The following is a 22,016-nucleotide window of genomic DNA, read 5'->3' on the forward strand; positions in this document are numbered from 1 at the left end:
TGAGAGCGGCAAGCTCAAACATAGGAGCAAGATCACAGGTGGCCGCCCGCGGGTCAGGCGAGCTCTCTACATGGCGGCGCTCGGCGCCATCCGCGCCAATGACCGGTTCAAAGCTTTCTACGTCGCCCTTGCCGCACGTTCCGGATCAAAGAAACTCGCCATCGTCGCCGTCGCAAGGAAGCTTCTGGTCACCCTCAACGCTATCATCAGGGACAAAACCGCATTCGCGTGAACACAGTTGCCATGCCGCGACTTAGGAGCGTTGTGGCGGTGCAATACCGGCTCTGGTGAGCGCCACCGTCATTCTGAACCGCTGTGCGCGTGTGGACCGTCACGGCATGGATCCTAGGGTTTCCGCGACGTCGCTTCGCGACTGCTTCACCCTAGGATGACGAAGCTGAGAGGCTTCGCCCAAATCCCGCTACGCAGCGCACTGCCAGCCGTCACGCTCTTGGGTGAGCGGACTCGTAAATCTCGAGCAGCCTTGCCGTGTCGACGCCGGTGTAGATCTGCGTCGTCGACAGGCTGGCGTGGCCGAGCAGCTCCTGGATGGTGCGTAAATCGCCGCCGCGTCCCAGCAGATGCGTGGCGAAGGAGTGGCGCAGCGCATGCGGCGTCGCCGTGTCGGGCAGGTTGAGCGCGGAGCGCAACTTGGCCATGTCGCGCTGGACGATGGCCGGGTTCAGCGGGCCGCCGCGGGCGCCGCGAAACAATAGGCCTTTCGGGTCGAGATGATAGGGGCACAGCCGCCGGTATTCGGCGATCGCCCGCAGCGCCACCGGCAGCACCGGCACCAGCCGTGTCTTGCCGCCCTTGCCGGTGATGCGCAGCACCGTGTCGCTCTCCAAAGCGAGATCGGCGCCCCACAGGCCGAGCGCTTCGGAAATGCGCAGGCCCGAGCCATAGAGCAGCGTCAGCACCGCCGCGTTGCGGGCGGCGATCCACGGTTCCTCGGCCAGTTGGCCTTCCACCGAGACGATATGTTTGGCATCGCTTGCCGTCAGCGGCTTGGGCAGCGATTTCGGCTGGCGCGGCGCGCGCAGCGCCGCCGCACCTGCTGCATTGGCGAGGCCGCGGCGCTCGAGAAAGCGCAGCAGCGAGCGGATGCCGGCCAGGCCGCGGCCGAGCGTGCGGGCGCCGGCGCCGGTGTTGCGGCGGGCGGCGAGAAAGCCACGCAGATCGGCTGGACGCAGATTGGCGATGTCGGCAATGCCGGGTGAGCCGCCGCAATGGCCGGTGAGGAAATGCAGGAACTGGCGCGTGTCGCGCTCATAGGCTTCGACGGTTGCCGGTGACAGCCGGCGTTCGCGCGCCAGCATCTTCAGCCAGCTTTCGCGCGCCACCTGAAGGTCGGGTTTTGCCGGGATGAGGAATTCCTGCATGGCGCTGTTCCAATTCCCTGCCATTGTCGGGCAGTCGGGTTAGGAAGCGGTGAAGAGCTGCGTCATTGAAAATGACGTCGAGCGATCATTGAAATGACGCCGGGCGATCATTGAAATGACGCCGGGGCGGCGCTAGAGCACTGCAAAGGAATGTTTGCCATGACCAAGCTCCAGAACCCCGTGCAGATGGCCGTGATCGGCGCCGCCCACGGCATCAAGGGTGAATTGCGGGTGAAGACCTTCACCGGTGAGCCCTTGGCGCTGGCCGATTACGGGCCGCTCTACGCCAGGGACGGGCGCGCCTTCCAGATCATCGACATCCGGCCGGCCAACACCGTCGTCGTGGTGCGCTTCAAGGGCATCAGCGACCGCAACGCCGCCGAGGCGCTTGCCGGTACGGAACTGTTCGTCGACCGCTCGATGCTGCCGGACGATGGCGAAGAGGACGAGTTCTATCATGCCGACCTCGTCGGGCTGGAGGTCCGGGACGATACGGGCGCTCTCATCGGCAAGGTCGTCGCCGTGCACAATTTCGGCGGCGGTGATATTCTCGACGTGACGCTGGCAGGGCGCAAAGGCGTGCTGATCCCGTTCACGCAGGCCGCCGTTCCCGAGGTGTCGATTGCCGACGCCTTCATCCGCATCGATCTGGCGGCGGCCGGGCTGGTCGAGGACGAGGATGGCGATGCCCCTCGCGAAGAAGACTTTGATGCCAAGGGCAGGCCGCGCGGACCGAGGGATGCCGGGGGCAACCGGTGAGCTTTTCCGCCTCGGTGCTGACGCTTTATCCCGAGATGTTTCCGGGCGCGCTCGGCCTGTCGCTGGCCGGCCGCGCGCTGGCATCCGGCACGTGGTCGTTGCAGGCGATCCAGATCCGCGACTTCGCCACCGACCGCCATCACACCGTCGATGATACGCCGGCCGGCGGCGGCGCCGGCATGGTGATGCGCGCCGACGTGCTGGCGAGGGCGATCGACCATGCTTCTGCGGAAGGCGATCCGCGCCCGCGCCTGTTGATGAGCCCGCGTGGAAAACCGCTGACGCAGCGCCGTGTGCGCGAACTGGCCGCGGGGCCTGGCGCCGTCATCGTCTGCGGCCGCTTCGAAGGTGTCGACCAGCGGCTGATCGACGCGCGGAACCTCGAGGAAGTCTCCGTCGGCGATTTCATCCTTTCCGGCGGCGAGCCGGCGGCCCTGGTGCTGCTCGACGCCGTGGTGCGGCTGTTGCCGGGCGTGATGGGCAATGCGGTGTCGGGCGAGGAAGAGAGCTTTGAGAACGGCCTGCTCGAACATCCACACTACACAAGGCCGCAGGAGTTCGAAGGTCGTCCAATTCCCGAAGTGCTGATCTCCGGCAACCATGCAAAAATCGCAAAGTGGCGGCGAAGCGAATCCGAGAAATTGACAGGCGAGCGAAGGCCGGATTTGTTGGCGGCCCTGCCGCGAAAGTGAATCGCCCGCGCGCAACGACCCATCACCAATCAGGAGTGAGCATGGCGTTTTTCCTCGGCATCGTTGTTTTCGCGGGCATATTCGGCTTTCTGGACCGATATATTGCCTGGTCGACGGGCGGCTCGGATCAAGCCCGATGATCGCCGGTCACTTTGGACTTGCCGCCGCCGTCAAGGCGCGCCGCCCAGCCGTGCCGCTCTATGCGCTGATGCTGGCGACGGCCTGGCTGGATATCGTGTTCGTGCCGCTGCTGCTCGCCGGTGTCGAGGGCCTGAGCAAGGCGCCCGACGCGACCGACGCCGGATACGGCGCCGCCTTCATCCATGCCTGGTACACGCATTCGCTACTTGGGGCGCTGGCGCTCTCGGCGCTGTTCGGCGCGTTTTTTGCGCCGCGATATGGACGCCCGGCAGCGGTCGTGGTCGGCGCGGTGGCGTTTTCGCACTGGCTGCTCGATCTGGTCGTGCATCGGCCCGATCTGCCGCTGTTGCCCGCAAACGCGCTCGACCTGCCTTTGCTCGGCTTCGGCCTGTGGCGTTACCCCGTGGCTTCGGCAGGTCTGGAATTGCTGATCGTGATCGCGGGCTTTGCCCTTTACTGGCAGGGCGCTGTGGCCGCCAACCGGCGCGCCGCCAAATCCGTCGGACTGGCGCACGCAATCGGTGGTGCGGCCTTTGCCGCCGGCCTTGTCGTGCTTGCCGTCGACTTCTTCTCGGCCGGATGAAGCCGGATCTCGTCAGCCCTTGGTGAAGTAGTAGAAGGCGAGGAACAGGCCGACGGCGACGACGAAGCCGCGCACGGCGTTCTGCGGTACGCGCTTGGCGATCCAGACGCCGGCATAGCCGCCCAGCGCGCCGCCGGGGATCATGACGATCGCCTGCGGCCAGGCGACGACGCCGCCTCCGACGAAGACCAGGATGGCGACGGAGGCGATGACCACGGCCAGCATGTTCTTCAGCGCGTTGAGGCGGTGATAGTCGCCGGCTTGCGTCAGGCCGAGCGTCGCCAGCATCATAACGCCCATGCCGGCGCCGAAGAAACCGCCATAGATTGCGGTAGCAAACTGCGCCAGCGAACCGGCGAGCGAGCCGACCGTGGCTTCATGTCCAGGCTTGGGCGCCGGCTTCAGCCATGGCCCGGCGGCAAACAGGGCCGTTGCCGCCAACAGCAGCCATGGCACCAGGGCGCGAAACGATGGATTGGAGAGCGCCAAAAGGATGAGCGCGCCGGCCAGCGCGCCCAAGGCCGAGATCAGGCAAAGCAGCAGCGCGCCGCGCCAGAAATGCTTGATGTCGGTCCAATAGGCGAGTGTCGAGGTGATATAGCCGGGAAACTGCGTCACCGAGGAGGTGGCGTTGGCGACGATCGGCGGCAGGCCGGCCAGTGTCATGGCGCCGAAGGTGATGAATGTGCCGCCGCCGGCAACGGCGTTGACGGCGCCTGACAGAAAACCCGCGAGGAAGAGCAGGACTGCGTCGAAAACAGACATTTGGGCGCCGCCGGAAAAGAGTGCCTCCCCCGGATTAGGAAGCTTGCCGGGTCGGCGCAACCCCGCGCTGGACGATTGCGTGGTGGCATGCGAGCAAAAAAGACAGGGCCAAGGCGTGACAAAGCCTCGAAATAGCTGTATGTGCCCGCCCGAACCGGAAGAACAATCTACCGGACCCGTCAACAATGACGGTGTAGTCGCCCCTGCCCGAAAGGGCATAGCCGAGCGGTCATAGGAACTGCAAGGTGAGTGTCGGACGCTCTGACTGTCGGAAGAACAAGAAGTGGACTTTTAGATGGATATTCTCCGTCAGCTCGAGGCCGAACAGGCCGCCAAGATCGAAGCCAAGCGCAAGCTTCCCGAATTCCAGCCCGGCGACACCGTGCGCGTCCAGGTCCGCGTGACCGAAGGCACCCGCACCCGCGTCCAGGCTTATGAGGGCGTCGTCATCGCCCGTGCCGGCGCCGGCTTCCAGGAAAATTTCACCGTTCGCAAGATTTCCTACGGCGAAGGCGTGGAGCGCGTGTTCCCGGTCTACTCGCCGATGGTCGAAGGCGTCGAGATCGTTCGTCGCGGCAAGGTGCGTCGCGCCAAGCTGTATTACCTGCGTGATCGTCGCGGCAAGTCGGCCCGTATTTCGGAAAACACCGGCGTGCGCGCCCGCAAGCTGAACGATGACGAGCGCGACGCGCTGAACGCCGAGAAGGCCCGCATCGAGGCCGAGAAGGTGGCCGCCGCCCAGGCGCTGGCGATCGAGAAGGCAGCGCAGGACGCCGCCGAGAAGAAGGCCGCCGACGAGGCAGCCAAGGCCGCGGAAGCGACCGCCGCAGAATAAGTTCTTTCAGGCACAGGTTTCGGAAAGGCGGCTTCGGCCGCCTTTTTCGTTTCGAGCGGAATTAATCGAAATCTGTTCTCAGCCGGGTTGACTCCAATTATCTTGTACACTAACTAATCGTGTACAAATTAAATGGAGATACAAAATGCCTGCACTCTACGCCACCCAAGCCCGCGCCGTTGGCGGCCGCGCCGGCCATGTCCGCAGCGATGACGGCCTGCTCAGCCTCGACCTTGCCCCGCCGAAGGAACTGGGCGGCAAGGGGGGCGCCACCAATCCCGAGCAGCTGTTTGCCGCCGGCTATGCCGCCTGCTTCGAAAGCGCCATGCGCTTCATCGCCGGCAAGCAGAAACTGCCGCTGCAGGATGCCGCTGTGACGGCCGATGTCAGCCTGCATTCCAATGGCCAGGGCGGCTTCCGGCTCGGCGTTTCGCTGGCGGCGGAGACGAAAGGCCTTGATCAGGCGGCCGCGGAAGCGCTTGTATCGGCGGCGCACCAGGTTTGTCCCTATTCCAACGCCATCAAGGGCAATGTCGAGGTGGCGCTTTCGGCAGTGGCGCTTCCGGCAAAGGCAGCATGACGACAACGACCGCAAAGAATGCCAGCGACGTCCCGGCGGTATCAGCCGGGACGTTCAAAGTTCCGCGCCTCGACCAGCAGCTCTGCTTCGCGCTCTATTCGGCGAGCGGGCTGATGACGAAGATCTACCGGCCGCTGCTCGAGCCGCTCGGCCTGACCTACCCGCAATATCTGGCAATGCTGGTGCTGTGGGAACGCGCGCCAAGCACCGTCGGTGCGCTCGGCGAAGCGCTGGGGCTCGATTCGGCGACACTGACGCCGCTGCTCAAGCGGCTGGAAGCGAATGGCCTGGTGACCCGCCGGCGCGACGCCGCCGACGAGCGCCGCGTGCTGGTCGAACCGACGGCAAAAGGCCTGGCGCTGCGCGCACGCACGCAGGACGTATCCGCCGGGCTGGCCTGCGCCATGCCGCTCGAGGCGGCCGAGTTGAAATCCCTGCACCGCACGCTAACCCGCTTTGTCGCCGGCTTGCGCGCGGCGGGCACTGCGCCGGAGCGTGACTGATCGCCCGGTTGGAACGCCTGCCCGGAGCCATAGGGTAAACAATCTCTTACTAATATATCTTGCATTGGACATAACATTGCTTAGCAATGGGTGGCTTCGGCTGTCCCCTGTTTTGGAGTGATGTGATGGATTCTTTCGCCAGGGCGAACCGCTTCAACTGGGACAACCGAGCCGAATTGCATACCACTGACGAGGCCCATCGCTATTACCCGATCGATCGGGTTCTGGCCGGCGGCTTGAGCCTGACCGCGCTGGAAAAGCGGGAAGTCGCCAACCGCATCGCCGGCAAGGACGTCGCCCACCTGCAGTGCCATATCGGGCTCGACACGATCAGCCTGAAGCATCTCGGCGCAAAAAGTGTCACCGGACTGGACTTCTCGCCCAAGGCGCTTGCGGCGGCGCGCCGGTTTGCCGCGCAGGCCGGCGCCGAAGTCAGCTTCGTGGAGGCTTCGGTCTATGATGCGGTGGAGGCGCTCGACGACTACTATGACCTCGTCTACGTCACCTGGGGCACGACCATCTGGCTGGACGACATCTTCAGCTGGGCCAAGGTGGTCGCCAATCTGCTGCGCCCGGGTGGGCAGCTGTATTTCCTCGACGGGCATCCGACGATGTTCCAGTGCGGCCGCAAGACCGATCAGCCCGGCCTGTTGCTGGATTGGCGGACGCCGCCACAGGCGCCGCTGGAATGGCACGATACGCACACCTATACCGGCGACGAGCGGCCACTGACCCATCGCCTGAATTATGAGTGGATCCATCCGTTGGGCGACGTCGTCAACGCCCTCATCGCGTCCGACATGACGATCGACTTCCTCAACGAGCATGCCATTCTGGGCTGGAAGGAATTCCCCTACATGGTCGAGGCCGGCGAGGGACTTTACGCGCTGCCGGACGGTATGACCAAGATACCGCTTTCCGTGTCTATCGGCGCAACCAAGCGGCGCTGAGTTTACGCGCGGCGCCATGGTGCGGCGGATGGCCGCCGGGCAAAGATCGTTCCGAAATCCCCCGATAGAAAGCATCGAAATCCGCTTTTGCGCGAAGGGTCACATCGGACCGGCTTGCACGGCGCTTGCGGACGGCTAAAGTCGGCGCCGGATTTTCCTGCAAACCTTGGCTGTGCCGAGGCCTTTCAAGTTCTGGGAGTGTGTCATGACCAAATCGAAACTGCTGCTGGCCGGCCTGTTGGCTTGCCTTCTCGCACCGGTCGCCGCATGGGCGCAGGCGCTGCCCGATCTCGGCGGCAAGAAGGTGGTGGTGGTGACGGAAAACGCCTATCCGCCGCTGCAGTTCATCGATGCCAAGACCGGAAAACAGATCGGTTGGGAATATGACGCGATGAACGAAATCGCCAAGCGGCTGAACTTTTCCGTCGAGTACCAGAACACCTCCTGGGACGCGATGATCCAGGCGGTTTCCGACAACCAGTACAACATCGGCATGACCGGCATCACCATCAAGGAAGACCGCAAGGAGAAGGTCGATTTCTCCGACCCCTACATGCGCTCGGAGCAGTTCATGCTGGTGCGCGGTGACGAAAGCCGTTTCACCGACGCCAAGACCTTCGGCGCCTTCAAGGACGGGTTGATCGGCGCGCAGGCCGGCACGACGCCCTTCTACACCGCCGTCTACAGCGTGCTCGACGGCAATGAGCAGAACCCGCGCATCAAACTGTTCGAGACCTTCGGCGCCACGGTGCAGGCGCTGAAGTCCGGCGACGTCGATGTCGTCCTGACCGACGGCACCGCCGGCAAGGGCTATGTCGATGCTTCCGAGGGCAAGCTGAAGCTGATCGGCGGCCCGCTCGGCACCGAGGATTTCGGCTTTATCTTCCCCAAGGGTTCTGACCTGGTGAAGCCGGTCAACGCGGCGATCGCAGCGCTGAAGGCGGATGGGACGATCGAGGCGCTGAACAAGAAGTGGTTTCTTGATTACAAGATGGGGCAGTAGTTCGTCTTGGCGCGAGGGTCACGTGACGGACAGGAACTCGCGCCGACGCTGCGCTTGAACACCCCAGGGGGGGCGACTTGGAGCGTCGCGATGCTTGCTTGGCGGGCATAGCCTGATGGCAACGCCCGCTTCCACCGCCAAATCCGACTTCCCCTGGTGGCTTGCCGTGGCCGTGGCGATCGCCGTCATCGCCGCCATCTCCATCGCCACCAGCAACCTCTACGCGCAGGTTTTCACCACTGTCGCCAAGGGCATCGGCATCACCGTCTTCGTCACCGTCGTCGCCTTCGCGCTGGCTTGCGCGATCGGGCTCGGGCTTGCGCTGATGGGGTTGTCGGGGTCGCGCTGGCTCAGCCAGGTCGCCCGCTTCTATGTCGAGATCATCCGTGGCGTGCCGATCCTGGTGCTGTTGTTCTGGATCGCCTTTGCCGGCGCGCCGGCCTTCGTCGCGGCCTGGAACGCGCTGACCGCGCCGCTGCAGAATGCCGGCTTCTTCGGCGAACTTCTGGTGCGCGATGTTTCGCTGTTGTGGCGCGCGATCATGGCGCTGACCATCGGCTATTCCGCCTTCATCTCGGAGGTGTTTCGCGCCGGCATCCAGGCGGTCGAGAAGGGCCAGATCGAGGCGGCGAAGGCTTTGGGATTGTCGCGGACGCAGCGCTTCCGGCTGATCGTCTTTCCGCAAGCAATCCGCACCATCCTGCCGCCGCTCGGCAACGACTTCGTCGCCATGGTCAAGGATTCCTCGCTGGTCTCGGTGCTCGGCGTCGCCGACATCACCCAGATGGGCAAGATCTACGCCGCCGGCTCCTTTCGCTTCTTCGAGACCTATTCGATCGTCGCCTACATCTATCTCATCCTCACCGTCGGCCTGTCGCTGGCGCTCAGGGCGTTGGAGAAGCGGCTGCGCAACCAGCATCAGGAATAGAAGTCAGGCGAAGACGGCGCTACCATCACCGACGATGCGGCCAGTTCCGGAGCGAATTCCATGATCGTCGACAAGGCCAATGCGGCGCTGGATTCCGTCTATGCGGCCGACACGCCGGAGGCGCTGGCGCAAGCCTACGCCGCCTGGGCGGCGACCTATGACAGCGAAACCGCCTCGCTCGGTTATCTTCTGCCGTTCCTGATCACCGCCTGGGTGACGCGGCATGTGCCGGCAGGCGAAGGCCCGCTGCTCGATGCCGGCTGCGGCACCGGCCTGTCGGGCCCGTCGCTCAAGGCGCTGGGCTATCCCGACATTGCCGGGCTCGACCTCTCCGACGACATGCTGAAGATCGCCGGCAGCCGCAACGCCTACAACGACCTGAAGAACGCGATGCTCGGTGGCCCGCTGCCCTGGCCTGACGGCCACTTCCGCGCCTTCTTCTCGACCGGCGTCTTCACCATCAGCCATGCACCGGCGTCGGGCCTGCACGAACTGGTGCGCATCACCAGAAAAGGCGGCCATGCCATCTTCACCGTGCGCGACCAGGTTTTTGACAGTGGCGGGTTTGCCGATGTCTTCGCCGAACTGGAGCGGGCGCAAAAATGGCGGCCGGTCGAGGAAAGCCCATGGTTCCGCTGCTATGCCATCGCCGAGCCGGATGCATTGGTGAAGACGTTTGTGTTTGAGGTGATGTGAGCGGTGACGCCCCTTCCCTTCTCCCCTTGTGGGAGAAGGTGGCCGAGCGAAGCTCGGTCGGATGAGGGGTGTTCCAGCTTGGCGAGGATGGAGACTTGGCAAGGACGGCGATCCTTCGCGCACCCCTCATCCGTCTCGGCGCTGCGCGCCGATCCACCTTCTCCCACAGGGGGAGAAGGCAAGGCCGCGCCCACACACGCCGCATTTGCCGAAAACCCAAAACATTGGTATGAGCCACGCCATGGAAGAGCTTTTTGGCGATCCGGCCTATAAGGGGTTCGTGCTGCAGGACAGAAAACGCCTGCCGTCGCGCTTCTCTGCGCGCGTTTGCGGCGCGCTTACCAGCCGACTTAGCTAGACCGCTTTCGCCGACCGAAAGGCCTGCGGCACTTCACCTCTTCCCCATTTTCAGATCGACGGATTTACGCACATGAGCGCACCGCGCACCCTCTACGACAAGATATTCGACGAGCACGTTGTCGACCGCCAGGACGACGGCACTTGCCTGCTCTATATCGACCGTCACCTCGTCCACGAAGTCACCAGCCCGCAAGCCTTCGAAGGCCTGCGCATGACTGGCCGCAAGGTCCGGCATCCGGAAAAGACGCTGGCCGTGGTCGATCACAATGTCTCGACCTCGCCCGAGCGCAAGTTCGGCATCAAGAACGAGGAAAGCCGCATCCAGGTCGAGGCGCTGGCCAAGAATGCCAAGGATTTCGGTGTCGAGTATTATTCCGAGACCGATATCCGCCAGGGCATCGTCCACATTATCGGCCCGGAGCAAGGCTTTACCCTGCCCGGCATGACCATCGTCTGTGGTGACAGCCACACCTCGACGCACGGCGCTTTCGGCGCGCTGGCGCATGGCATCGGCACGTCGGAAGTCGAGCATGTGCTGGCGACGCAGACGCTGATCCAGCGCAAGGCCAAGAACATGCTGGTGCGCGTCGATGGCGTGCTGCCGGAAGGCGTCACCGCCAAGGACATCATCCTGGCCATCATCGGCGAGATCGGCACTGCCGGCGGCACCGGCTATGTCATCGAATATGCCGGCGAGGCAATCCGCGCGCTGTCGATGGAAGGCCGCATGACCATCTGCAACATGTCGATCGAGGGTGGCGCGCGCGCCGGCCTGATCGCGGCCGACGAGACGACCTTTGCCTATGTCAAGGACAAGCCGCGTGCGCCGAAGGGCGCGTCGTGGGATGCGGCACTCGAATACTGGAAGACACTGCAGTCGGACGAGGGCGCGCATTTCGACAAGGTGATCGTGCTCGACGCGGCCAAACTGCCGCCGATCGTCTCCTGGGGCTCGTCGCCCGAGGACGTCGTCTCGGTGCAAGGCATCGTGCCGAACCCGGACGACATCGCCGACGAAAACAAGCGCACCTCCAAGCAGCGTGCGCTGGACTATATGGGCCTGACGCCGGGCACCAAGATCACCGACATCACGCTCGACCGTGTCTTCATCGGCTCCTGCACCAATGGCCGCATCGAGGATTTGCGCGCCGTCGCCAAGGTGGTCGAAGGCAAAAAGGTCAGCGCGCATGTCGATGCGATGATCGTGCCGGGCTCCGGCCTGGTCAAGGAACAGGCGGAAGCCGAGGGCCTCGACAAGATCTTCGTCGCCGCCGGTTTCGACTGGCGCGAGCCGGGCTGCTCGATGTGCCTGGCCATGAACGATGACCGGCTGAAGCCGCATGAGCGCTGCGCCTCGACCTCGAACCGCAATTTCGAGGGACGTCAGGGCTTCAAGGGCCGCACCCATCTGGTGTCGCCGGCCATGGCGGCCGCGGCGGCGATCGCCGGCCACTTCGTCGACATTCGCGAGTGGAAATAATCGGGATTTTCGCCCCTGTTTCCAGAGCATTCGAGAAACCCCGGACCGCAAAACGGTTCGGGGTTTTTCTTTGGCTCCGAGGGCATATTCGGTCCCGCTTAACCGCTTGTTTGGGCTTGCGGCTTAAACATCTTCCCTGACGGAAGCGAGAGAAGTCACGGTCCTTGGACACCGGCCTGTTCATAGCGCTGCTCAACCCGACGATCGCGCTGGCGCTCGGCGCGGCGTTCCTCGTGCTGTGGTTCTATCAGCGCCACCGCCCCTATCTGGCGGTGCTGGGTGCAAGCTACTGCACCTCGGCGGGCGGCTTCCTGTTGCAGTATTTCACGCTGCCGGTCGGCATGGTGCTGACCAAGCTTCTCTCCAACATATGCTTCACCTTTGCCGCCTGTTGTCTCTGCGGCGCCATCGTGGCGCGCTATGGCCGGCGCGTGCCCTTTGTCGGGATCGGTGTTCTGGCAGGTGGCGGGTTGGCCGCGTTTTGCTGGTTCCTGTTCGTCCAGCCGGATCTCACCTGGCGCATCCTTGCCATCAATTTCGGCTTCGGCGGCCTCAGCCTGCTGGTCGCAGCCGAACTGCGCCAGGTGCGCAACAACGGCCCGACGGAAAACATCCTGTTCGTGCTGTCGCTGCTGTCGGGCCTGAACTTCTTCGCCCGCACGCTGGCCGTCGTCATCGCGCATGGGCCGTTCACCAGCTATGACGGTTTCTATGCCTCGTCCTACTGGACGACGGCGCTGCTCTCGCACGCGCTGCTGTCGCTGCTGATCGCGCTTTGCCTGTTCTCGGCAGCCGCGCTCGACGTGCTGAAGGCGCTGAAGACCGAGACGTTTACCGATCCGCTGTCCGGCCTGCTCAACCGTCGCGGTTTCGAGGAGCGGGCGGCCCTGCTTCTGCGCCAGTGCGCTTCGGCGAGGCTCCCGGTTGCGCTGGTGCTTGCCGACCTCGATCATTTCAAGGCGCTCAACGATGTGCACGGCCATGCGGCGGGCGACCGGGTCATCGCCGATTTCGCCGCCAAGCTGAATTTCGCCACCGGCGCGCGCGGTGCTGCCGGCCGCATCGGCGGCGAGGAGTTCGCGGTGCTGCTGCCTTTGAGCGACCTGGCTTCGGCGCGCCTGTTCGCCGAGGCGATCCGCTCGCTCTATTCGTCCGGCGGTGTCGCCAGCCTGCCGCCGGGGGTCAGGGTGACGGCGAGCTTCGGCGTCGCCGCTCGCACCGGCGACGAAGGGTTGGAACCGCTGATGCGTCGCGCCGACGAGGCGCTCTACAAGGCCAAGAAGAACGGTCGTGACAGCGTGCGCCTGTCCTACGAGCGGCCGGAAACGGTGTTCGTGCCGGACTACGCCAGCCTCGGTTAGAGACACTTGTTTTGGCATGATCTTTTCCGAAAACCGGGTCCCACTTTTCGCTGACGCGGTCCTTCGGTTCGGGATCATGCCTGAACGTTAACGTCTTTTTCGCGCGTCGGTGGTTAGCTGTCGCCCCGGGGTGCGAAAGACGCAATGGGCAGCGCAGACTTCATCCTTGTCATCAATCTGTTCGTTGCCGGACTGCTGGCCGCGGCCTTCATGGCGATTGCGATCTATGATGTAGGACGCGTATCGGCACGCTGGCTGGCGTTCGGCTATGTGCTCGGCATGGTCTATTTCGCCGTCGAATTCAGCATCCCGGTTTTCGCCGACGCACGGCCTGCGGTTGTCACCGCTTTCGCCGTTTTCCTGGGCGCCACCATCGCCTTCAATACCGGGCTCGCCCGCAAGTATGGCGTGGCGCCGCCCTGGCCGCCGATGCTGTTCTTCCTGGTCTTCGCCACCGTCGCGGTCTGGTTCGTGCAGGATCTGCCGCGCCAGTCGCTTGCCCGCATGATGGCCTACCAGCTTCCCTATGCGGCCATGCAGCTGGTCGGTTTCGGCATCGTCTGGTCGTCAAGGCAAAGGCGCGACCGGCTCGATCGAATTCTGCTGGCCGTGCTGGTGGCCAGCGCCGTGCAGTTCGCCTCAAAGCCGTTCATCGCGCATGCGCTGGGTGGCTGGGGCGCTGACCCGCAGTCTTATGTGCAGACCAGCTACGCGCTGGTGTCGCAGTCGCTCGGCACCGTGCTGGGCCTGGCGCTGGCGCTTCTGATGCTGGGCATCCTGGTTCGCGACGTGCTGGCCGAGGCGACCTCGAAGTCCGAAACCGACACGCTGTCGCGGCTGCTCAATCGCGGCGGTTTTGAGCGCCATGCCGAGGTCGCGCTGCGCGATGCCGTGCGCCAAGGCGTTCCGGTGGCGCTGGTCATTGCCGATCTCGACCACTTCAAGGGCATCAACGATAGCTATGGCCACGCCTCAGGCGACCGGGTGATCGCGACCTTCGCTGGCTTTCTTCGCGATGCCGCTGCCGACCACCACGTTGCCGGCCGCATCGGCGGCGAGGAGTTCGCCATCATTCTGCCGGGAACCAACCTTGCCGCCGCGCGGCTGTTTGCCGAGGGCACACGCAGCGCTTTCGGCGCGCTGCCGATCGATAGCCTGCCGGCGGAGCATCGCTGCAGCGCCAGTTTTGGCGTGGCCGAGCTTTCCGCGCGTGAAGGGTTTTCCGACCTGCTGCGGCGCGCCGACGAAGCGCTCTACCAGGCGAAAGGCGCTGGCCGCGACTGCGTGCGGGTCTCGGCCGGACCGGTCGTCCGGCAGGCGACAGCAGCGAACGCCGGATAGATCAGCGGCAAGGGCTGAGGTTGGGCATCTCGCCGTCGGAGAGGCCGTACATATAGGAGCGGCCTTTGATGAAAACCGGCGGCTGGTAGCAGCCGCGGCGGATCACATTGTCCGATTCGTTCTCGTAGATGACGTCTGGTTCGCCGGCGTTGCCAGCGCTGGTGTAGTCGGACAATTCTTTCGCCAGCTTGCCTTCGCCAACGATGATGCGCTTGTAGCCGGCGGCGCTGTCGATGACGAGATTGCCGAAGGAATCGGCATAGACGCGGTCGTGGTGGCGCGTCCCGGCGAGCGCCGGTGCGGCAAAGCCGACCGATAGTGCCGCCAGCATGAGCGCCGGAAGTCGTAGTGTGCCTGAATTCGAACGCATGGCGTCCTCCGTTTCCTAGAGGCAAGCCTCCTCGAATCAGAAATTAACCTTTTATTAACCTTTGTTAAGGGGGACAGCCGGTGATGCGGCAATCTCTTGGCAAACATGGTTAATATCAGTCGGAATGGAAAGCCCGGCGGCCATCATTCGGCCATGCTTGCCCGCACCATCGCGGCCGGCGTCGACTTGCAACCATGACGCTTGATCTTGGCAAGGCATGGCGGCTAGTTTGCCGCGCGGGAGGACAACATATGGCGTTACGCCGGGCTTTTCGGATGACGCTTGTGCTTGGCCCGCTGCTGGTAGCAGCAGCCTGCGTGCCGCAGAGCAACGCGCCGAAGGCCGCAAGCACCGCCGCCGCCGCTGTCTCGATAGCGCCGGGCGCACCTTCGACTGCTGCCCCCATCATCGTGGACACGGCCGCGCCGCAACCGCGCACTGCGACCTACAATTGCGCCGACGGCGGCAGGATCACGATCGAAAATCTCGGCACGGCGCTGCATGTCCTCGGCCCCGACGGCACAGCTGAAGACCTGCCGGCGTCGCCGGCCAACCAGAACAGCCGGTACGGCGCAGCCCATGACGCAATCGTGATTGACGGACGCGAGGCGCTGGTGATGAAGGGTGGGAAAACGCCGGTGACCTGCAAGCGCTGACCGGGTGTGTCGATATTCAGCTGATGCCGGCCTGCGAATGGCAGCTTCCTGCGCTTCCGGCCTTCGCCGGCCGAACCACTCATGAGGGGTGCGCAGTTAAGGCTACGGCCGGCGTAGGCCGATGCTCACGTACTGAAGTACGCTCCGCTCCGGTTCTCGCAAACCACCATTCTCGGCTCGGCCTGAGCTGAATCTCGGCACACCCTCCGCGCCCGAGCCAGGCGAAATACCGCACTGCAGCGAACGCTGCGCCGGCTTTGGGCCGATGCCCTAATCGATTGAAGCGAAACGCCGCCTTTTTGTCAGACTAAATGACGTTTTCAAAACGATTTTCTGGCTTTGACGCGGTGCAAAAAGAGCATTAGAAACCGCCTGTCCGAAGTCGCATCCGGAAGCGGCAATGCCGCATTTCCGCCGGTGGCTCCAGAGACGCCGAACTGGGGGAGCCATGAGCAAATCACCAGCCACCCGCGCGAGACCGCTTTCGCCGCATCTGACCGTCTATCGGATGCCGATCACGATGACGATGTCGATCATCCATCGCATCACCGGCGGGGCGCTGTATTTCGGCACGCTGCTGGTCGCCGTATGGCTGATGGCGGCGGCGAGCTCCGAGGCCACTTTCGATTGGGTCAACTGGGCCTTCGGTTCGTGGCTCGGGCGGCTCATCCTGTTCGGCTACACCTGGGCGCTGATGCACCACATGCTGGGCGGTGTGCGCCATCTGGTGTGGGACACCGGCGCCGGTCTTGAAAAGCACACGGCATCGAAGATCGCCTGGGCGACGCTGGCCGGCTCGATCTCGCTGACGCTGTTGATCTGGATCGCCGGCTACATGGCGCGGGGAGCCTGATCCATGAGCGGTAAAAACACCGATATGCGCACGCCGCTGGCCAAGGTCCGCGGCCTTGGCTCGGCCCGCGAGGGCACCCAGCATTTCTGGCGCCAGCGGCTGACGGCCATCGCTAACATTCCGCTGACGCTGTTCTTCGTCGGCTTCCTCATCGCGCTCAACGGCGCCGGCTATGCCGAGGTGCGCGCGGCCCTCGCCAATCCGTTCGTGGCGCTGGTGCTTGCCCTGGTGCTGTTGTCCGGGCTCTATCATATGCGGCTCGGCATGCAGGTCATCATCGAGGACTATGTGCATGGCGAGGGCATGAAGCTGGCGCTGATCGCGCTCAACACTTTCTTTTCCGTAGTGGTCGGCGTCGCCTCGATCTTCGCCCTGCTCAAGCTGGCATTCGGAGGCTGAATTTGGCCAAGGACGCGAAGACCGCCAACAAGGCTGGTTACACCTATGTCGACCACAAATTCGATGTGGTGGTCGTCGGCGCTGGTGGCGCCGGCTTGCGCGCCACGCTCGGCATGGCCGAACAAGGCCTGCGCACCGCCTGCATCACCAAAGTGTTCCCGACGCGCTCGCACACCGTGGCGGCGCAAGGCGGCATTGCCGCGTCGCTGTCCAATATGGGTCCCGATTCCTGGCAGTGGCACATGTACGACACCGTCAAGGGTTCGGACTGGCTGGGCGATGTCGACGCCATGGAATATCTGGTGCGCGAAGCGCCGGCCGCGGTCTATGAGCTCGAACATTACGGCGTGCCGTTCTCGCGCACCGAAGAGGGCAAGATCTACCAGCGGCCATTCGGCGGCCACATGATGAACTATGGCGACGGCCCGCCGGTGCAGCGCACCTGCGCCGCCGCCGACCGTACCGGCCACGCCATCCTGCACACGCTCTACGGCCAGTCGCTGAAGAACAACGCGCAGTTCTTCATCGAGTATTTTGCGCTCGACCTGATCATGGAGCCGGACGGCACCTGCACCGGCGTGGTCGCCTGGAATCTCGACGACGGCACCATCCACCGCTTTTCGGCAAAAATGGTGGTGCTGGCGACCGGCGGCTACGGCCGCGCCTATTTCTCGGCGACGTCGGCGCACACCTGCACCGGCGACGGCGGCGGCATGGCCGCGCGCGCCGGCTTTCCGCTGCAGGATATGGAGTTCGTGCAGTTCCACCCAACCGGTATCTATGGCGCCGGCTGTCTGATCACCGAAGGCGCGCGCGGCGAGGGCGGCTATCTCGTCAATTCCGAGGGCGAGCGCTTCATGGAGCGCTACGCGCCGTCGGCCAAGGACCTTGCCTCGCGCGACGTCGTCTCGCGCTGCATGACGCTGGAGATCCGCGAGGGCCGCGGCGTCGGCAAGAAGAAGGATCATATTTTCCTTCATCTCGACCATCTCGATCCGTCGGTCCTGCACGAAAGGCTTCCGGGCATTTCGGAATCGGCAAAGATCTTTGCCGGCGTCGACCTGACCAAGGAACCGATCCCGGTGCTGCCGACGGTGCACTACAATATGGGCGGCGTGCCGACCAATTATTGGGGCGAGGTTCTCAACCCCACGGCCAAAAGCCCCGACCAGGTGTCGCCCGGGCTGATGGCGGTCGGCGAGGCCGGCTGCGCCTCAGTGCACGGCGCCAACCGGCTGGGCTCGAACTCGCTGATCGATCTCGTCGTATTCGGGCGCGCTGCGGCGATCAGGGCCGGCCAGGTCATCGACCGCACATCGGCTATCCCTGCGCCCAACGAAGCCTCGGTCGAAAAGATCATGGATCGCTTCGACCGGCTTCGTCATGCCAATGGTTCGACGCCGACGGCGGTGTTGCGCGAAAAGATGCAGAAGGCGATGCAGGAAGACGCCGCCGTGTTCCGCACCCAGGAATCGCTCGAAAACGGCTGCAAGCGCATTTCGCAGATCTGGACCGAGCTGAAAGACGTCAAGGTGTTCGATCGCTCGATGATCTGGAACTCGGACCTGGTCGAGACGCTGGAGCTGGAAAATCTGATGGCCAACGCCATCACCACGGTCTACGGCGCCGAGGCGCGCAAGGAGAGCCGTGGCGCGCATGCGCGCGAGGACTTTTCGGCCCGCGACGACGCCAACTGGCGCAAGCATACGCTGGCCAGGCTGAGCGAAGACGGCAAGGTGACGCTGAGCTACCGGCCGGTGCACACCGAGCCGCTGCTGGCGGAGAAGGACGGCGGCATCAGCCTCGCCAAGATCGCGCCCAAGGCACGGGTGTACTGACGATGGCGCTTTCGGCATCGGGATATTCCAGCACGCCCCTTCCGGCCAAGCTTGGGCTGAAGGACGGGATGACCGCTGCCTTCATCGCTTTGCCAGCGGAACTCGATGACCTCGCCGAGGCGGTCGATTTCGCTCAGGTCGACCGGCTGGTCGACTGGTCGGAGATTTCCGGCGCCGCCCTGAAATACGATGCCGTCCATGCCTTCACCCGGCAACGTGCCGAGATCGAGGATCGCCTCGCCGGTATCCAGGCGGCGATCAAGCGCGACGGCATGGTCTGGGTGTCGTGGCCGAAAAAGGCCTCGAAAGTGCCGACCGACGTCACCGAGGGCGTCATCCGCACCGAAGCCCTGAAACTCGACCTTGTCGATGTGAAAGTCGCCGCCGTGAACGAGATCTGGTCCGGGCTGAAGCTCGTCATCCGAAAGGACCTGAGGTAAATGGTTGAACTGACGCTCCCCAAGAACTCGCAGATCAAGGCGGGAAAAACCTGGCCGAAGCCTGAGGGTGCGACCAATCTGCGGGAATACCGCATCTACCGCTGGTCGCCGGACGATGACGAGAACCCGAGCATCGACACTTACTTTGTCGACATGGACGATTGCGGGCCGATGGTGCTCGACGCGCTGCTCTGGATCAAGAACAAGATCGACCCGACGCTGACCTTGCGCCGCTCCTGCCGCGAAGGCATTTGCGGGTCCTGCGCCATGAACATCGATGGCTCGAACACGCTGGCCTGCACCAAGGGCTGCGACGACATTGCCGGCGCCGTAAAAGTCTATCCGCTGCCGCATATGCAAGTGGTCAAGGATTTGGTGCCCGACCTCACCAATTTCTACGCCCAGCACGCCTCGATCGAGCCATGGCTGAAGACGGTGTCGCCGCAGCCGGCCAAGGAATGGCTGCAGAGCCATGAAGACCGCGAAAAGCTCGACGGGCTCTACGAGTGCATATTGTGCGCCTGCTGTTCGACCTCATGCCCAAGCTACTGGTGGAACGGCGACCGCTATCTCGGCCCGGCAACCCTCTTGCAGGCCTATCGCTGGCTGATCGACAGCCGCGACGAGGCAAAGGGCGAGCGGCTCGACAATCTCGAAGACCCATTCCGGCTCTATCGCTGCCACACCATCATGAATTGCGCCCAGACCTGTCCGAAAGGGCTCAACCCGGCCAAGGCGATCGCTGAAATCAAGAAGATGATGGTGGAACGGCGGGTGTAGCTTCAGCGAGATCGCGGTCTGCTGCGATCCTTCGCGCCCCCCTCTGTCCTGCCGGACATCTCCCCCACGGGTGGGGAGATTGGCCGTCACTGCGGCTTTCGCCAATTTCCAAGGTTGAAGGATGACGTGCTGTCGGCGAAGCTACCGATCTCCCCCCATTTGGGGAGATGTCCGGCAGGATAGAGGGGGGCGCTGTCCTGCCAGCGTCAGAAAGGATTGCCCAATGAGCGACGATCTTCCCATCCTCTCCCCTGTCGAAGCCCGCGTGCTCGGCTGCCTGATCGAAAAGAAGGAACTGACGCCTGACGTCTATCCGCTGACACTGAATGCAGCACTTGCCGCCGCCAATCAGAAGACGGCGCGCGAGCCTGTCATGGCGCTGGAGCAGACGGAGGTGCACCGGGCGCTGAAGCTGCTTGAGCAGAAGGGGTTGGTGCGGCAGATGTTCGGTTCGCGTGTCGAGCGCTACGAGCATCAGATGGCGCAACGATTCTCGCTGACCACGGCACAGACCGCGGTGATCGGGCTGCTTTTGTTGCGCGGGCCACAGACGGCGCATGAGCTCCTTTCGCGCAGCGAGCGGATGGCCAGGTTTTCGTCGATCGAAGACCTGCGCGGTGAACTCGACATGCTGATCGGCCGCCGGCCGCCGCTCGTCCAGGAAATCCCGCGCGGACCGGGTCAGCGCGAGGACCGTTTTGTGCAGCTTCTCGGTGGCCCGGTGGACGTTGCTGCCCTGTCTGCGCAGCGCAATACGCCGATCATGCCTGTCTCCGACCTGGAAGCGAGGATTGAATCGCTGGAGCAGGAAGTCGCAGCCCTGCGCGCCCGGCTCGACGCGTTGGGGGCTTAGCAATTAGCGGAGATGTCGGAGGGACAGCGCCCCCCTCTGGCCTGCCGGCCATCTCCCCCACGAGGGGGAGATCGGCAGCTCCGCCGTCCCGCTCTCTTTCATCGCCGGCGATTGGCGAAAGCCGAGGCGACCTCCAATCTCCCCACTTGTGGGGGAGATGCCCGGTAGGGCAGAGGGGGGCGTGAAGGATCGCTACCCCAGGGCAAAGATCACCCAATCAGCCCAATTTCGCGTCGAGCGACACCTTTATCGCGCCGAGCGCTTGCGACACCGGGCAACCGGCCTTGGCCTTTTCGGCCAATTCCTGGAATTTCGCCGCATCGATGCCAGGCACCTTGCCGACCACGGTGAGGGCGCTGCCGGTGATGCCGGTGCCGGGCACCAGCGTCACCACGGCCTTGGCGTTGAGCTCGGTGGCGGGCGTGCCGTTTTCGGCCAGGAAATGCGAGAACTGCATGGCAAAGCAGCCGGCATGTGCTGCCGCGATCAGCTCTTCCGGGTTGGTGCCGGATTTGCCGCTTTCGTCCTCGAAGCGCGCCTTGAAGGAATAGGGCGTGCCCTTCAGGGTTCCGCTCTGGCTGTCGAGCGTGCCTTTGCCCCCCTTCAGATCGCCTTTCCAGATGGCGTTTGCGGTGCGGTCCATGAAGTCCTCCTTGATTGATCCGATTGCGCCGGCCCGGTGCCGGCGTTCCTTCCAACTATAGCGCGGGCACGAGGGAAGACCACCGCGGTCTTGCGGCCATCGCCCACTCTTCGTGGCACTTCGCAAATTATTTTGAAAAAAATGTGCGTGCAAAAATGTCGACTTCGCCGTGCCCCGACCGTCCTGCGGGCGGCCACGGATTTCGTGGCGGATGGAGGTTCCCATGAACAATCTGTTTTCCGCGCATTGGATAGACACCGGCCGAGCCGCCGGCGACGAAAAAACCGACTGGCTGTATCAGCAGCCGTCCGGCTTCGGCCGGCTGCTTGCGGCGGTCGCCATCATCGGCGTTGCCTTCTGCTTTATCGATCATGCAGCGGGCAAGCACCCGGCTGACACTTTGATCGCCTCATCTTATGTTTCGCAGCAAGGGAGATAAAAAATGCAATATGTTTGCCTGGTCTATGGTGAGGAGAAAGACCTTCACGCCCTGACCGCCGAGGGGTCGGCCAAGCTCGATGCCGAGTCGCTGGCCTATGACAGGTCATTGGAAAAGCGCGGCCAGCTGATCATCGCGCAGGCGCTGCAGTCGGTAAAAACGTCGAAAACAGTGCGTCGGCGCCAGGGCAAGAGATTGATTACCGACGGCCCTTTCGCCGAGACCAAGGAGCAGTTGCTGGGCTTCGTCATGATCGAAGCAAAAGATCTCGACGAGGCGCTGGAGATCGCAGGCGGAATTCCGCTCGCCGAAATCGGCACCATCGAAGTCAGGGCGATCTACGACGTGCCGGGGTCGTGAACCCGAAGTCGGAGACTTTGAAACCA

Annotated in this window: 27 protein-coding genes; 23 read left to right on the forward strand and 4 right to left on the reverse strand. The window is 63.8% G+C overall.

The features are described from left to right. The coding region (locus AC1D0N_RS25385; RefSeq protein ID WP_477248718.1) for a transposase at positions 1 to 232 on the forward strand (232 nt) is incomplete at its 5' end. A gap of 211 nt (positions 233 to 443) precedes the next feature. Here the strand turns inward: AC1D0N_RS25385 and AC1D0N_RS25390 are convergent. Next, positions 444 to 1,382, reverse strand: a complete 939-nt coding sequence (locus tag AC1D0N_RS25390; protein ID WP_477248719.1) for a tyrosine recombinase XerC — start codon at positions 1,380 to 1,382, stop codon at positions 444 to 446. A gap of 159 nt (positions 1,383 to 1,541) precedes the next feature. On the opposite strand from AC1D0N_RS25390, the gene rimM reads away from it, so the two are divergent. The 3 genes from rimM to AC1D0N_RS25405 all read left to right on the forward strand — a co-directional run bounded on the left by rimM (position 1,542) and on the right by AC1D0N_RS25405 (position 3,557). Beyond that, complete coding sequence (rimM, locus tag AC1D0N_RS25395; protein ID WP_477248720.1) at positions 1,542 to 2,141, forward strand: ribosome maturation factor RimM; 600 nt, start codon at positions 1,542 to 1,544, stop codon at positions 2,139 to 2,141. Next, positions 2,138 to 2,833, forward strand: coding sequence for a tRNA (guanosine(37)-N1)-methyltransferase TrmD (trmD, locus tag AC1D0N_RS25400; RefSeq protein WP_477248721.1), 696 nt, complete (start codon positions 2,138 to 2,140; stop codon positions 2,831 to 2,833). The genes rimM and trmD overlap by 4 nt, the downstream gene beginning before the upstream one ends. Positions 2,834 to 2,969: 136 nt before the next feature. Beyond that, positions 2,970 to 3,557 (forward strand): hypothetical protein, encoded by a 588-nt coding sequence (locus tag AC1D0N_RS25405; protein WP_477248722.1) that lies wholly within the window; start codon positions 2,970 to 2,972, stop codon positions 3,555 to 3,557. A 12-nt stretch (positions 3,558 to 3,569) separates the two neighbouring features. On the opposite strand, the gene AC1D0N_RS25410 is transcribed toward AC1D0N_RS25405, so the two are convergent. Next, on the reverse strand, positions 3,570 to 4,322 hold the full coding sequence (locus tag AC1D0N_RS25410) for a sulfite exporter TauE/SafE family protein (protein WP_477248723.1): 753 nt from the start codon (positions 4,320 to 4,322) through the stop codon (positions 3,570 to 3,572). Positions 4,323 to 4,617: 295 nt separating this feature from the next. On the opposite strand from AC1D0N_RS25410, the gene rplS reads away from it, so the two are divergent. The 10 genes from rplS (at position 4,618) to AC1D0N_RS25460 (ending at position 14,359) form a co-directional block, all read left to right on the forward strand. After that, positions 4,618 to 5,157, forward strand: a complete 540-nt coding sequence (gene rplS, locus AC1D0N_RS25415) for a 50S ribosomal protein L19 (protein ID WP_477248724.1) — start codon at positions 4,618 to 4,620, stop codon at positions 5,155 to 5,157. Between the two features lie 145 nt (positions 5,158 to 5,302). Then, positions 5,303 to 5,737, forward strand: coding sequence for an organic hydroperoxide resistance protein (locus AC1D0N_RS25420; protein ID WP_477248725.1), 435 nt, complete (start codon positions 5,303 to 5,305; stop codon positions 5,735 to 5,737). After that, positions 5,734 to 6,240: a MarR family winged helix-turn-helix transcriptional regulator gene (locus AC1D0N_RS25425; protein WP_477248726.1), complete on the forward strand. Its 507-nt coding sequence runs from the start codon at positions 5,734 to 5,736 to the stop codon at positions 6,238 to 6,240. Before AC1D0N_RS25420 ends, AC1D0N_RS25425 begins: the two co-directional genes overlap by 4 nt. Positions 6,241 to 6,365: 125 nt before the next feature. Continuing rightward, positions 6,366 to 7,190, forward strand: a complete 825-nt coding sequence (locus tag AC1D0N_RS25430; RefSeq protein WP_477248727.1) for a class I SAM-dependent methyltransferase — start codon at positions 6,366 to 6,368, stop codon at positions 7,188 to 7,190. A gap of 205 nt (positions 7,191 to 7,395) precedes the next feature. Further along, the gene (locus AC1D0N_RS25435; protein ID WP_477248728.1) at positions 7,396 to 8,193 is read left to right on the forward strand and encodes a transporter substrate-binding domain-containing protein; all 798 of its coding nucleotides are present in this window, start codon (positions 7,396 to 7,398) and stop codon (positions 8,191 to 8,193) included. Positions 8,194 to 8,308: 115 nt separating this feature from the next. Further along, positions 8,309 to 9,121: an amino acid ABC transporter permease gene (locus tag AC1D0N_RS25440; protein ID WP_477248729.1), complete on the forward strand. Its 813-nt coding sequence runs from the start codon at positions 8,309 to 8,311 to the stop codon at positions 9,119 to 9,121. A gap of 60 nt (positions 9,122 to 9,181) precedes the next feature. Beyond that, positions 9,182 to 9,817, forward strand: coding sequence for a class I SAM-dependent DNA methyltransferase (locus AC1D0N_RS25445; protein WP_477248730.1), 636 nt, complete (start codon positions 9,182 to 9,184; stop codon positions 9,815 to 9,817). A 430-nt stretch (positions 9,818 to 10,247) separates the two neighbouring features. Continuing rightward, positions 10,248 to 11,657, forward strand: a complete 1,410-nt coding sequence (gene leuC, locus AC1D0N_RS25450; RefSeq protein ID WP_477248731.1) for a 3-isopropylmalate dehydratase large subunit — start codon at positions 10,248 to 10,250, stop codon at positions 11,655 to 11,657. Positions 11,658 to 11,821: 164 nt separating this feature from the next. Continuing rightward, positions 11,822 to 13,018 carry a GGDEF domain-containing protein gene (locus tag AC1D0N_RS25455; RefSeq protein WP_477248732.1) on the forward strand — a complete coding sequence of 399 codons (1,197 nt, stop codon included), beginning with the start codon at positions 11,822 to 11,824 and terminating at the stop codon, positions 13,016 to 13,018. Between the two features lie 144 nt (positions 13,019 to 13,162). Next, positions 13,163 to 14,359, forward strand: a complete 1,197-nt coding sequence (locus tag AC1D0N_RS25460) for a GGDEF domain-containing protein (RefSeq protein WP_477248733.1) — start codon at positions 13,163 to 13,165, stop codon at positions 14,357 to 14,359. 1 nt (position 14,360) lies between these two features. On the opposite strand, the gene AC1D0N_RS25465 is transcribed toward AC1D0N_RS25460, so the two are convergent. Then, complete coding sequence (locus AC1D0N_RS25465) at positions 14,361 to 14,729, reverse strand: hypothetical protein (protein WP_477248734.1); 369 nt, start codon at positions 14,727 to 14,729, stop codon at positions 14,361 to 14,363. Between the two features lie 275 nt (positions 14,730 to 15,004). Here AC1D0N_RS25465 and AC1D0N_RS25470 point away from each other — a divergent pair, with 275 nt between their 5' ends. The 7 genes from AC1D0N_RS25470 (at position 15,005) to AC1D0N_RS25500 (ending at position 20,548) form a co-directional block, all read left to right on the forward strand. Then, positions 15,005 to 15,385 carry a hypothetical protein gene (locus AC1D0N_RS25470; protein ID WP_477248735.1) on the forward strand — a complete coding sequence of 127 codons (381 nt, stop codon included), beginning with the start codon at positions 15,005 to 15,007 and terminating at the stop codon, positions 15,383 to 15,385. A gap of 448 nt (positions 15,386 to 15,833) precedes the next feature. After that, the gene (sdhC, locus tag AC1D0N_RS25475) at positions 15,834 to 16,238 is read left to right on the forward strand and encodes a succinate dehydrogenase, cytochrome b556 subunit (protein ID WP_477248736.1); all 405 of its coding nucleotides are present in this window, start codon (positions 15,834 to 15,836) and stop codon (positions 16,236 to 16,238) included. A 3-nt stretch (positions 16,239 to 16,241) separates the two neighbouring features. Beyond that, positions 16,242 to 16,637, forward strand: a complete 396-nt coding sequence (gene sdhD / locus AC1D0N_RS25480; RefSeq protein WP_477248737.1) for a succinate dehydrogenase, hydrophobic membrane anchor protein — start codon at positions 16,242 to 16,244, stop codon at positions 16,635 to 16,637. A 2-nt stretch (positions 16,638 to 16,639) separates the two neighbouring features. Then, the gene (sdhA, locus tag AC1D0N_RS25485; RefSeq protein ID WP_477248738.1) at positions 16,640 to 18,475 is read left to right on the forward strand and encodes a succinate dehydrogenase flavoprotein subunit; all 1,836 of its coding nucleotides are present in this window, start codon (positions 16,640 to 16,642) and stop codon (positions 18,473 to 18,475) included. A gap of 2 nt (positions 18,476 to 18,477) precedes the next feature. After that, complete coding sequence (locus tag AC1D0N_RS25490) at positions 18,478 to 18,915, forward strand: DUF3052 domain-containing protein (protein ID WP_477248739.1); 438 nt, start codon at positions 18,478 to 18,480, stop codon at positions 18,913 to 18,915. Next, on the forward strand, positions 18,916 to 19,695 hold the full coding sequence (locus tag AC1D0N_RS25495) for a succinate dehydrogenase iron-sulfur subunit (protein ID WP_477248740.1): 780 nt from the start codon (positions 18,916 to 18,918) through the stop codon (positions 19,693 to 19,695). Positions 19,696 to 19,918: 223 nt separating this feature from the next. Beyond that, the gene (locus AC1D0N_RS25500; RefSeq protein WP_477248741.1) at positions 19,919 to 20,548 is read left to right on the forward strand and encodes a YceH family protein; all 630 of its coding nucleotides are present in this window, start codon (positions 19,919 to 19,921) and stop codon (positions 20,546 to 20,548) included. 217 nt (positions 20,549 to 20,765) lie between these two features. On the opposite strand, the gene AC1D0N_RS25505 is transcribed toward AC1D0N_RS25500, so the two are convergent. Next, positions 20,766 to 21,191 (reverse strand): OsmC family protein, encoded by a 426-nt coding sequence (locus tag AC1D0N_RS25505; protein WP_477248742.1) that lies wholly within the window; start codon positions 21,189 to 21,191, stop codon positions 20,766 to 20,768. Between the two features lie 223 nt (positions 21,192 to 21,414). On the opposite strand from AC1D0N_RS25505, the gene AC1D0N_RS25510 reads away from it, so the two are divergent. Continuing rightward, positions 21,415 to 21,630, forward strand: coding sequence for a hypothetical protein (locus tag AC1D0N_RS25510; protein ID WP_477248743.1), 216 nt, complete (start codon positions 21,415 to 21,417; stop codon positions 21,628 to 21,630). A gap of 3 nt (positions 21,631 to 21,633) precedes the next feature. Continuing rightward, entirely contained in the window at positions 21,634 to 21,990 is a 357-nt protein-coding gene (locus AC1D0N_RS25515) for a YciI family protein (protein ID WP_477248744.1), read from the forward strand. Positions 21,991 to 22,016: the final 26 nt, after the last annotated feature.

Source organism: Mesorhizobium sp. P2_E10 (assembly GCF_056404235.1).

What these genes read in the sequence shown, in the direction of transcription:
- AC1D0N_RS25390 (WP_477248719.1), bottom strand. Translation starts at nt 1,382, where the DNA reads ATGCAGGAATTCCTCATCCCGGCAAAACCCGACCTTCAGGTGGCGCGC.
- rimM (WP_477248720.1), top strand. Translation starts at nt 1,542, where the DNA reads ATGACCAAGCTCCAGAACCCCGTGCAGATGGCCGTGATCGGCGCCGCC.
- AC1D0N_RS25405 (WP_477248722.1), top strand. Translation starts at nt 2,970, where the DNA reads ATGATCGCCGGTCACTTTGGACTTGCCGCCGCCGTCAAGGCGCGCCGC.
- AC1D0N_RS25410 (WP_477248723.1), bottom strand. Translation starts at nt 4,322, where the DNA reads ATGTCTGTTTTCGACGCAGTCCTGCTCTTCCTCGCGGGTTTTCTGTCA.
- rplS (WP_477248724.1), top strand. Translation starts at nt 4,618, where the DNA reads ATGGATATTCTCCGTCAGCTCGAGGCCGAACAGGCCGCCAAGATCGAA.
- AC1D0N_RS25420 (WP_477248725.1), top strand. Translation starts at nt 5,303, where the DNA reads ATGCCTGCACTCTACGCCACCCAAGCCCGCGCCGTTGGCGGCCGCGCC.
- AC1D0N_RS25425 (WP_477248726.1), top strand. Translation starts at nt 5,734, where the DNA reads ATGACGACAACGACCGCAAAGAATGCCAGCGACGTCCCGGCGGTATCA.
- AC1D0N_RS25430 (WP_477248727.1), top strand. Translation starts at nt 6,366, where the DNA reads ATGGATTCTTTCGCCAGGGCGAACCGCTTCAACTGGGACAACCGAGCC.
- AC1D0N_RS25435 (WP_477248728.1), top strand. Translation starts at nt 7,396, where the DNA reads ATGACCAAATCGAAACTGCTGCTGGCCGGCCTGTTGGCTTGCCTTCTC.
- AC1D0N_RS25440 (WP_477248729.1), top strand. Translation starts at nt 8,309, where the DNA reads ATGGCAACGCCCGCTTCCACCGCCAAATCCGACTTCCCCTGGTGGCTT.
- AC1D0N_RS25445 (WP_477248730.1), top strand. Translation starts at nt 9,182, where the DNA reads ATGATCGTCGACAAGGCCAATGCGGCGCTGGATTCCGTCTATGCGGCC.
- leuC (WP_477248731.1), top strand. Translation starts at nt 10,248, where the DNA reads ATGAGCGCACCGCGCACCCTCTACGACAAGATATTCGACGAGCACGTT.
- AC1D0N_RS25460 (WP_477248733.1), top strand. Translation starts at nt 13,163, where the DNA reads ATGGGCAGCGCAGACTTCATCCTTGTCATCAATCTGTTCGTTGCCGGA.
- AC1D0N_RS25465 (WP_477248734.1), bottom strand. Translation starts at nt 14,729, where the DNA reads ATGCGTTCGAATTCAGGCACACTACGACTTCCGGCGCTCATGCTGGCG.
- AC1D0N_RS25470 (WP_477248735.1), top strand. Translation starts at nt 15,005, where the DNA reads ATGACGCTTGTGCTTGGCCCGCTGCTGGTAGCAGCAGCCTGCGTGCCG.
- sdhC (WP_477248736.1), top strand. Translation starts at nt 15,834, where the DNA reads ATGAGCAAATCACCAGCCACCCGCGCGAGACCGCTTTCGCCGCATCTG.
- sdhD (WP_477248737.1), top strand. Translation starts at nt 16,242, where the DNA reads ATGAGCGGTAAAAACACCGATATGCGCACGCCGCTGGCCAAGGTCCGC.
- AC1D0N_RS25490 (WP_477248739.1), top strand. Translation starts at nt 18,478, where the DNA reads ATGGCGCTTTCGGCATCGGGATATTCCAGCACGCCCCTTCCGGCCAAG.
- AC1D0N_RS25495 (WP_477248740.1), top strand. Translation starts at nt 18,916, where the DNA reads ATGGTTGAACTGACGCTCCCCAAGAACTCGCAGATCAAGGCGGGAAAA.
- AC1D0N_RS25500 (WP_477248741.1), top strand. Translation starts at nt 19,919, where the DNA reads ATGAGCGACGATCTTCCCATCCTCTCCCCTGTCGAAGCCCGCGTGCTC.
- AC1D0N_RS25505 (WP_477248742.1), bottom strand. Translation starts at nt 21,191, where the DNA reads ATGGACCGCACCGCAAACGCCATCTGGAAAGGCGATCTGAAGGGGGGC.
- AC1D0N_RS25510 (WP_477248743.1), top strand. Translation starts at nt 21,415, where the DNA reads ATGAACAATCTGTTTTCCGCGCATTGGATAGACACCGGCCGAGCCGCC.
- AC1D0N_RS25515 (WP_477248744.1), top strand. Translation starts at nt 21,634, where the DNA reads ATGCAATATGTTTGCCTGGTCTATGGTGAGGAGAAAGACCTTCACGCC.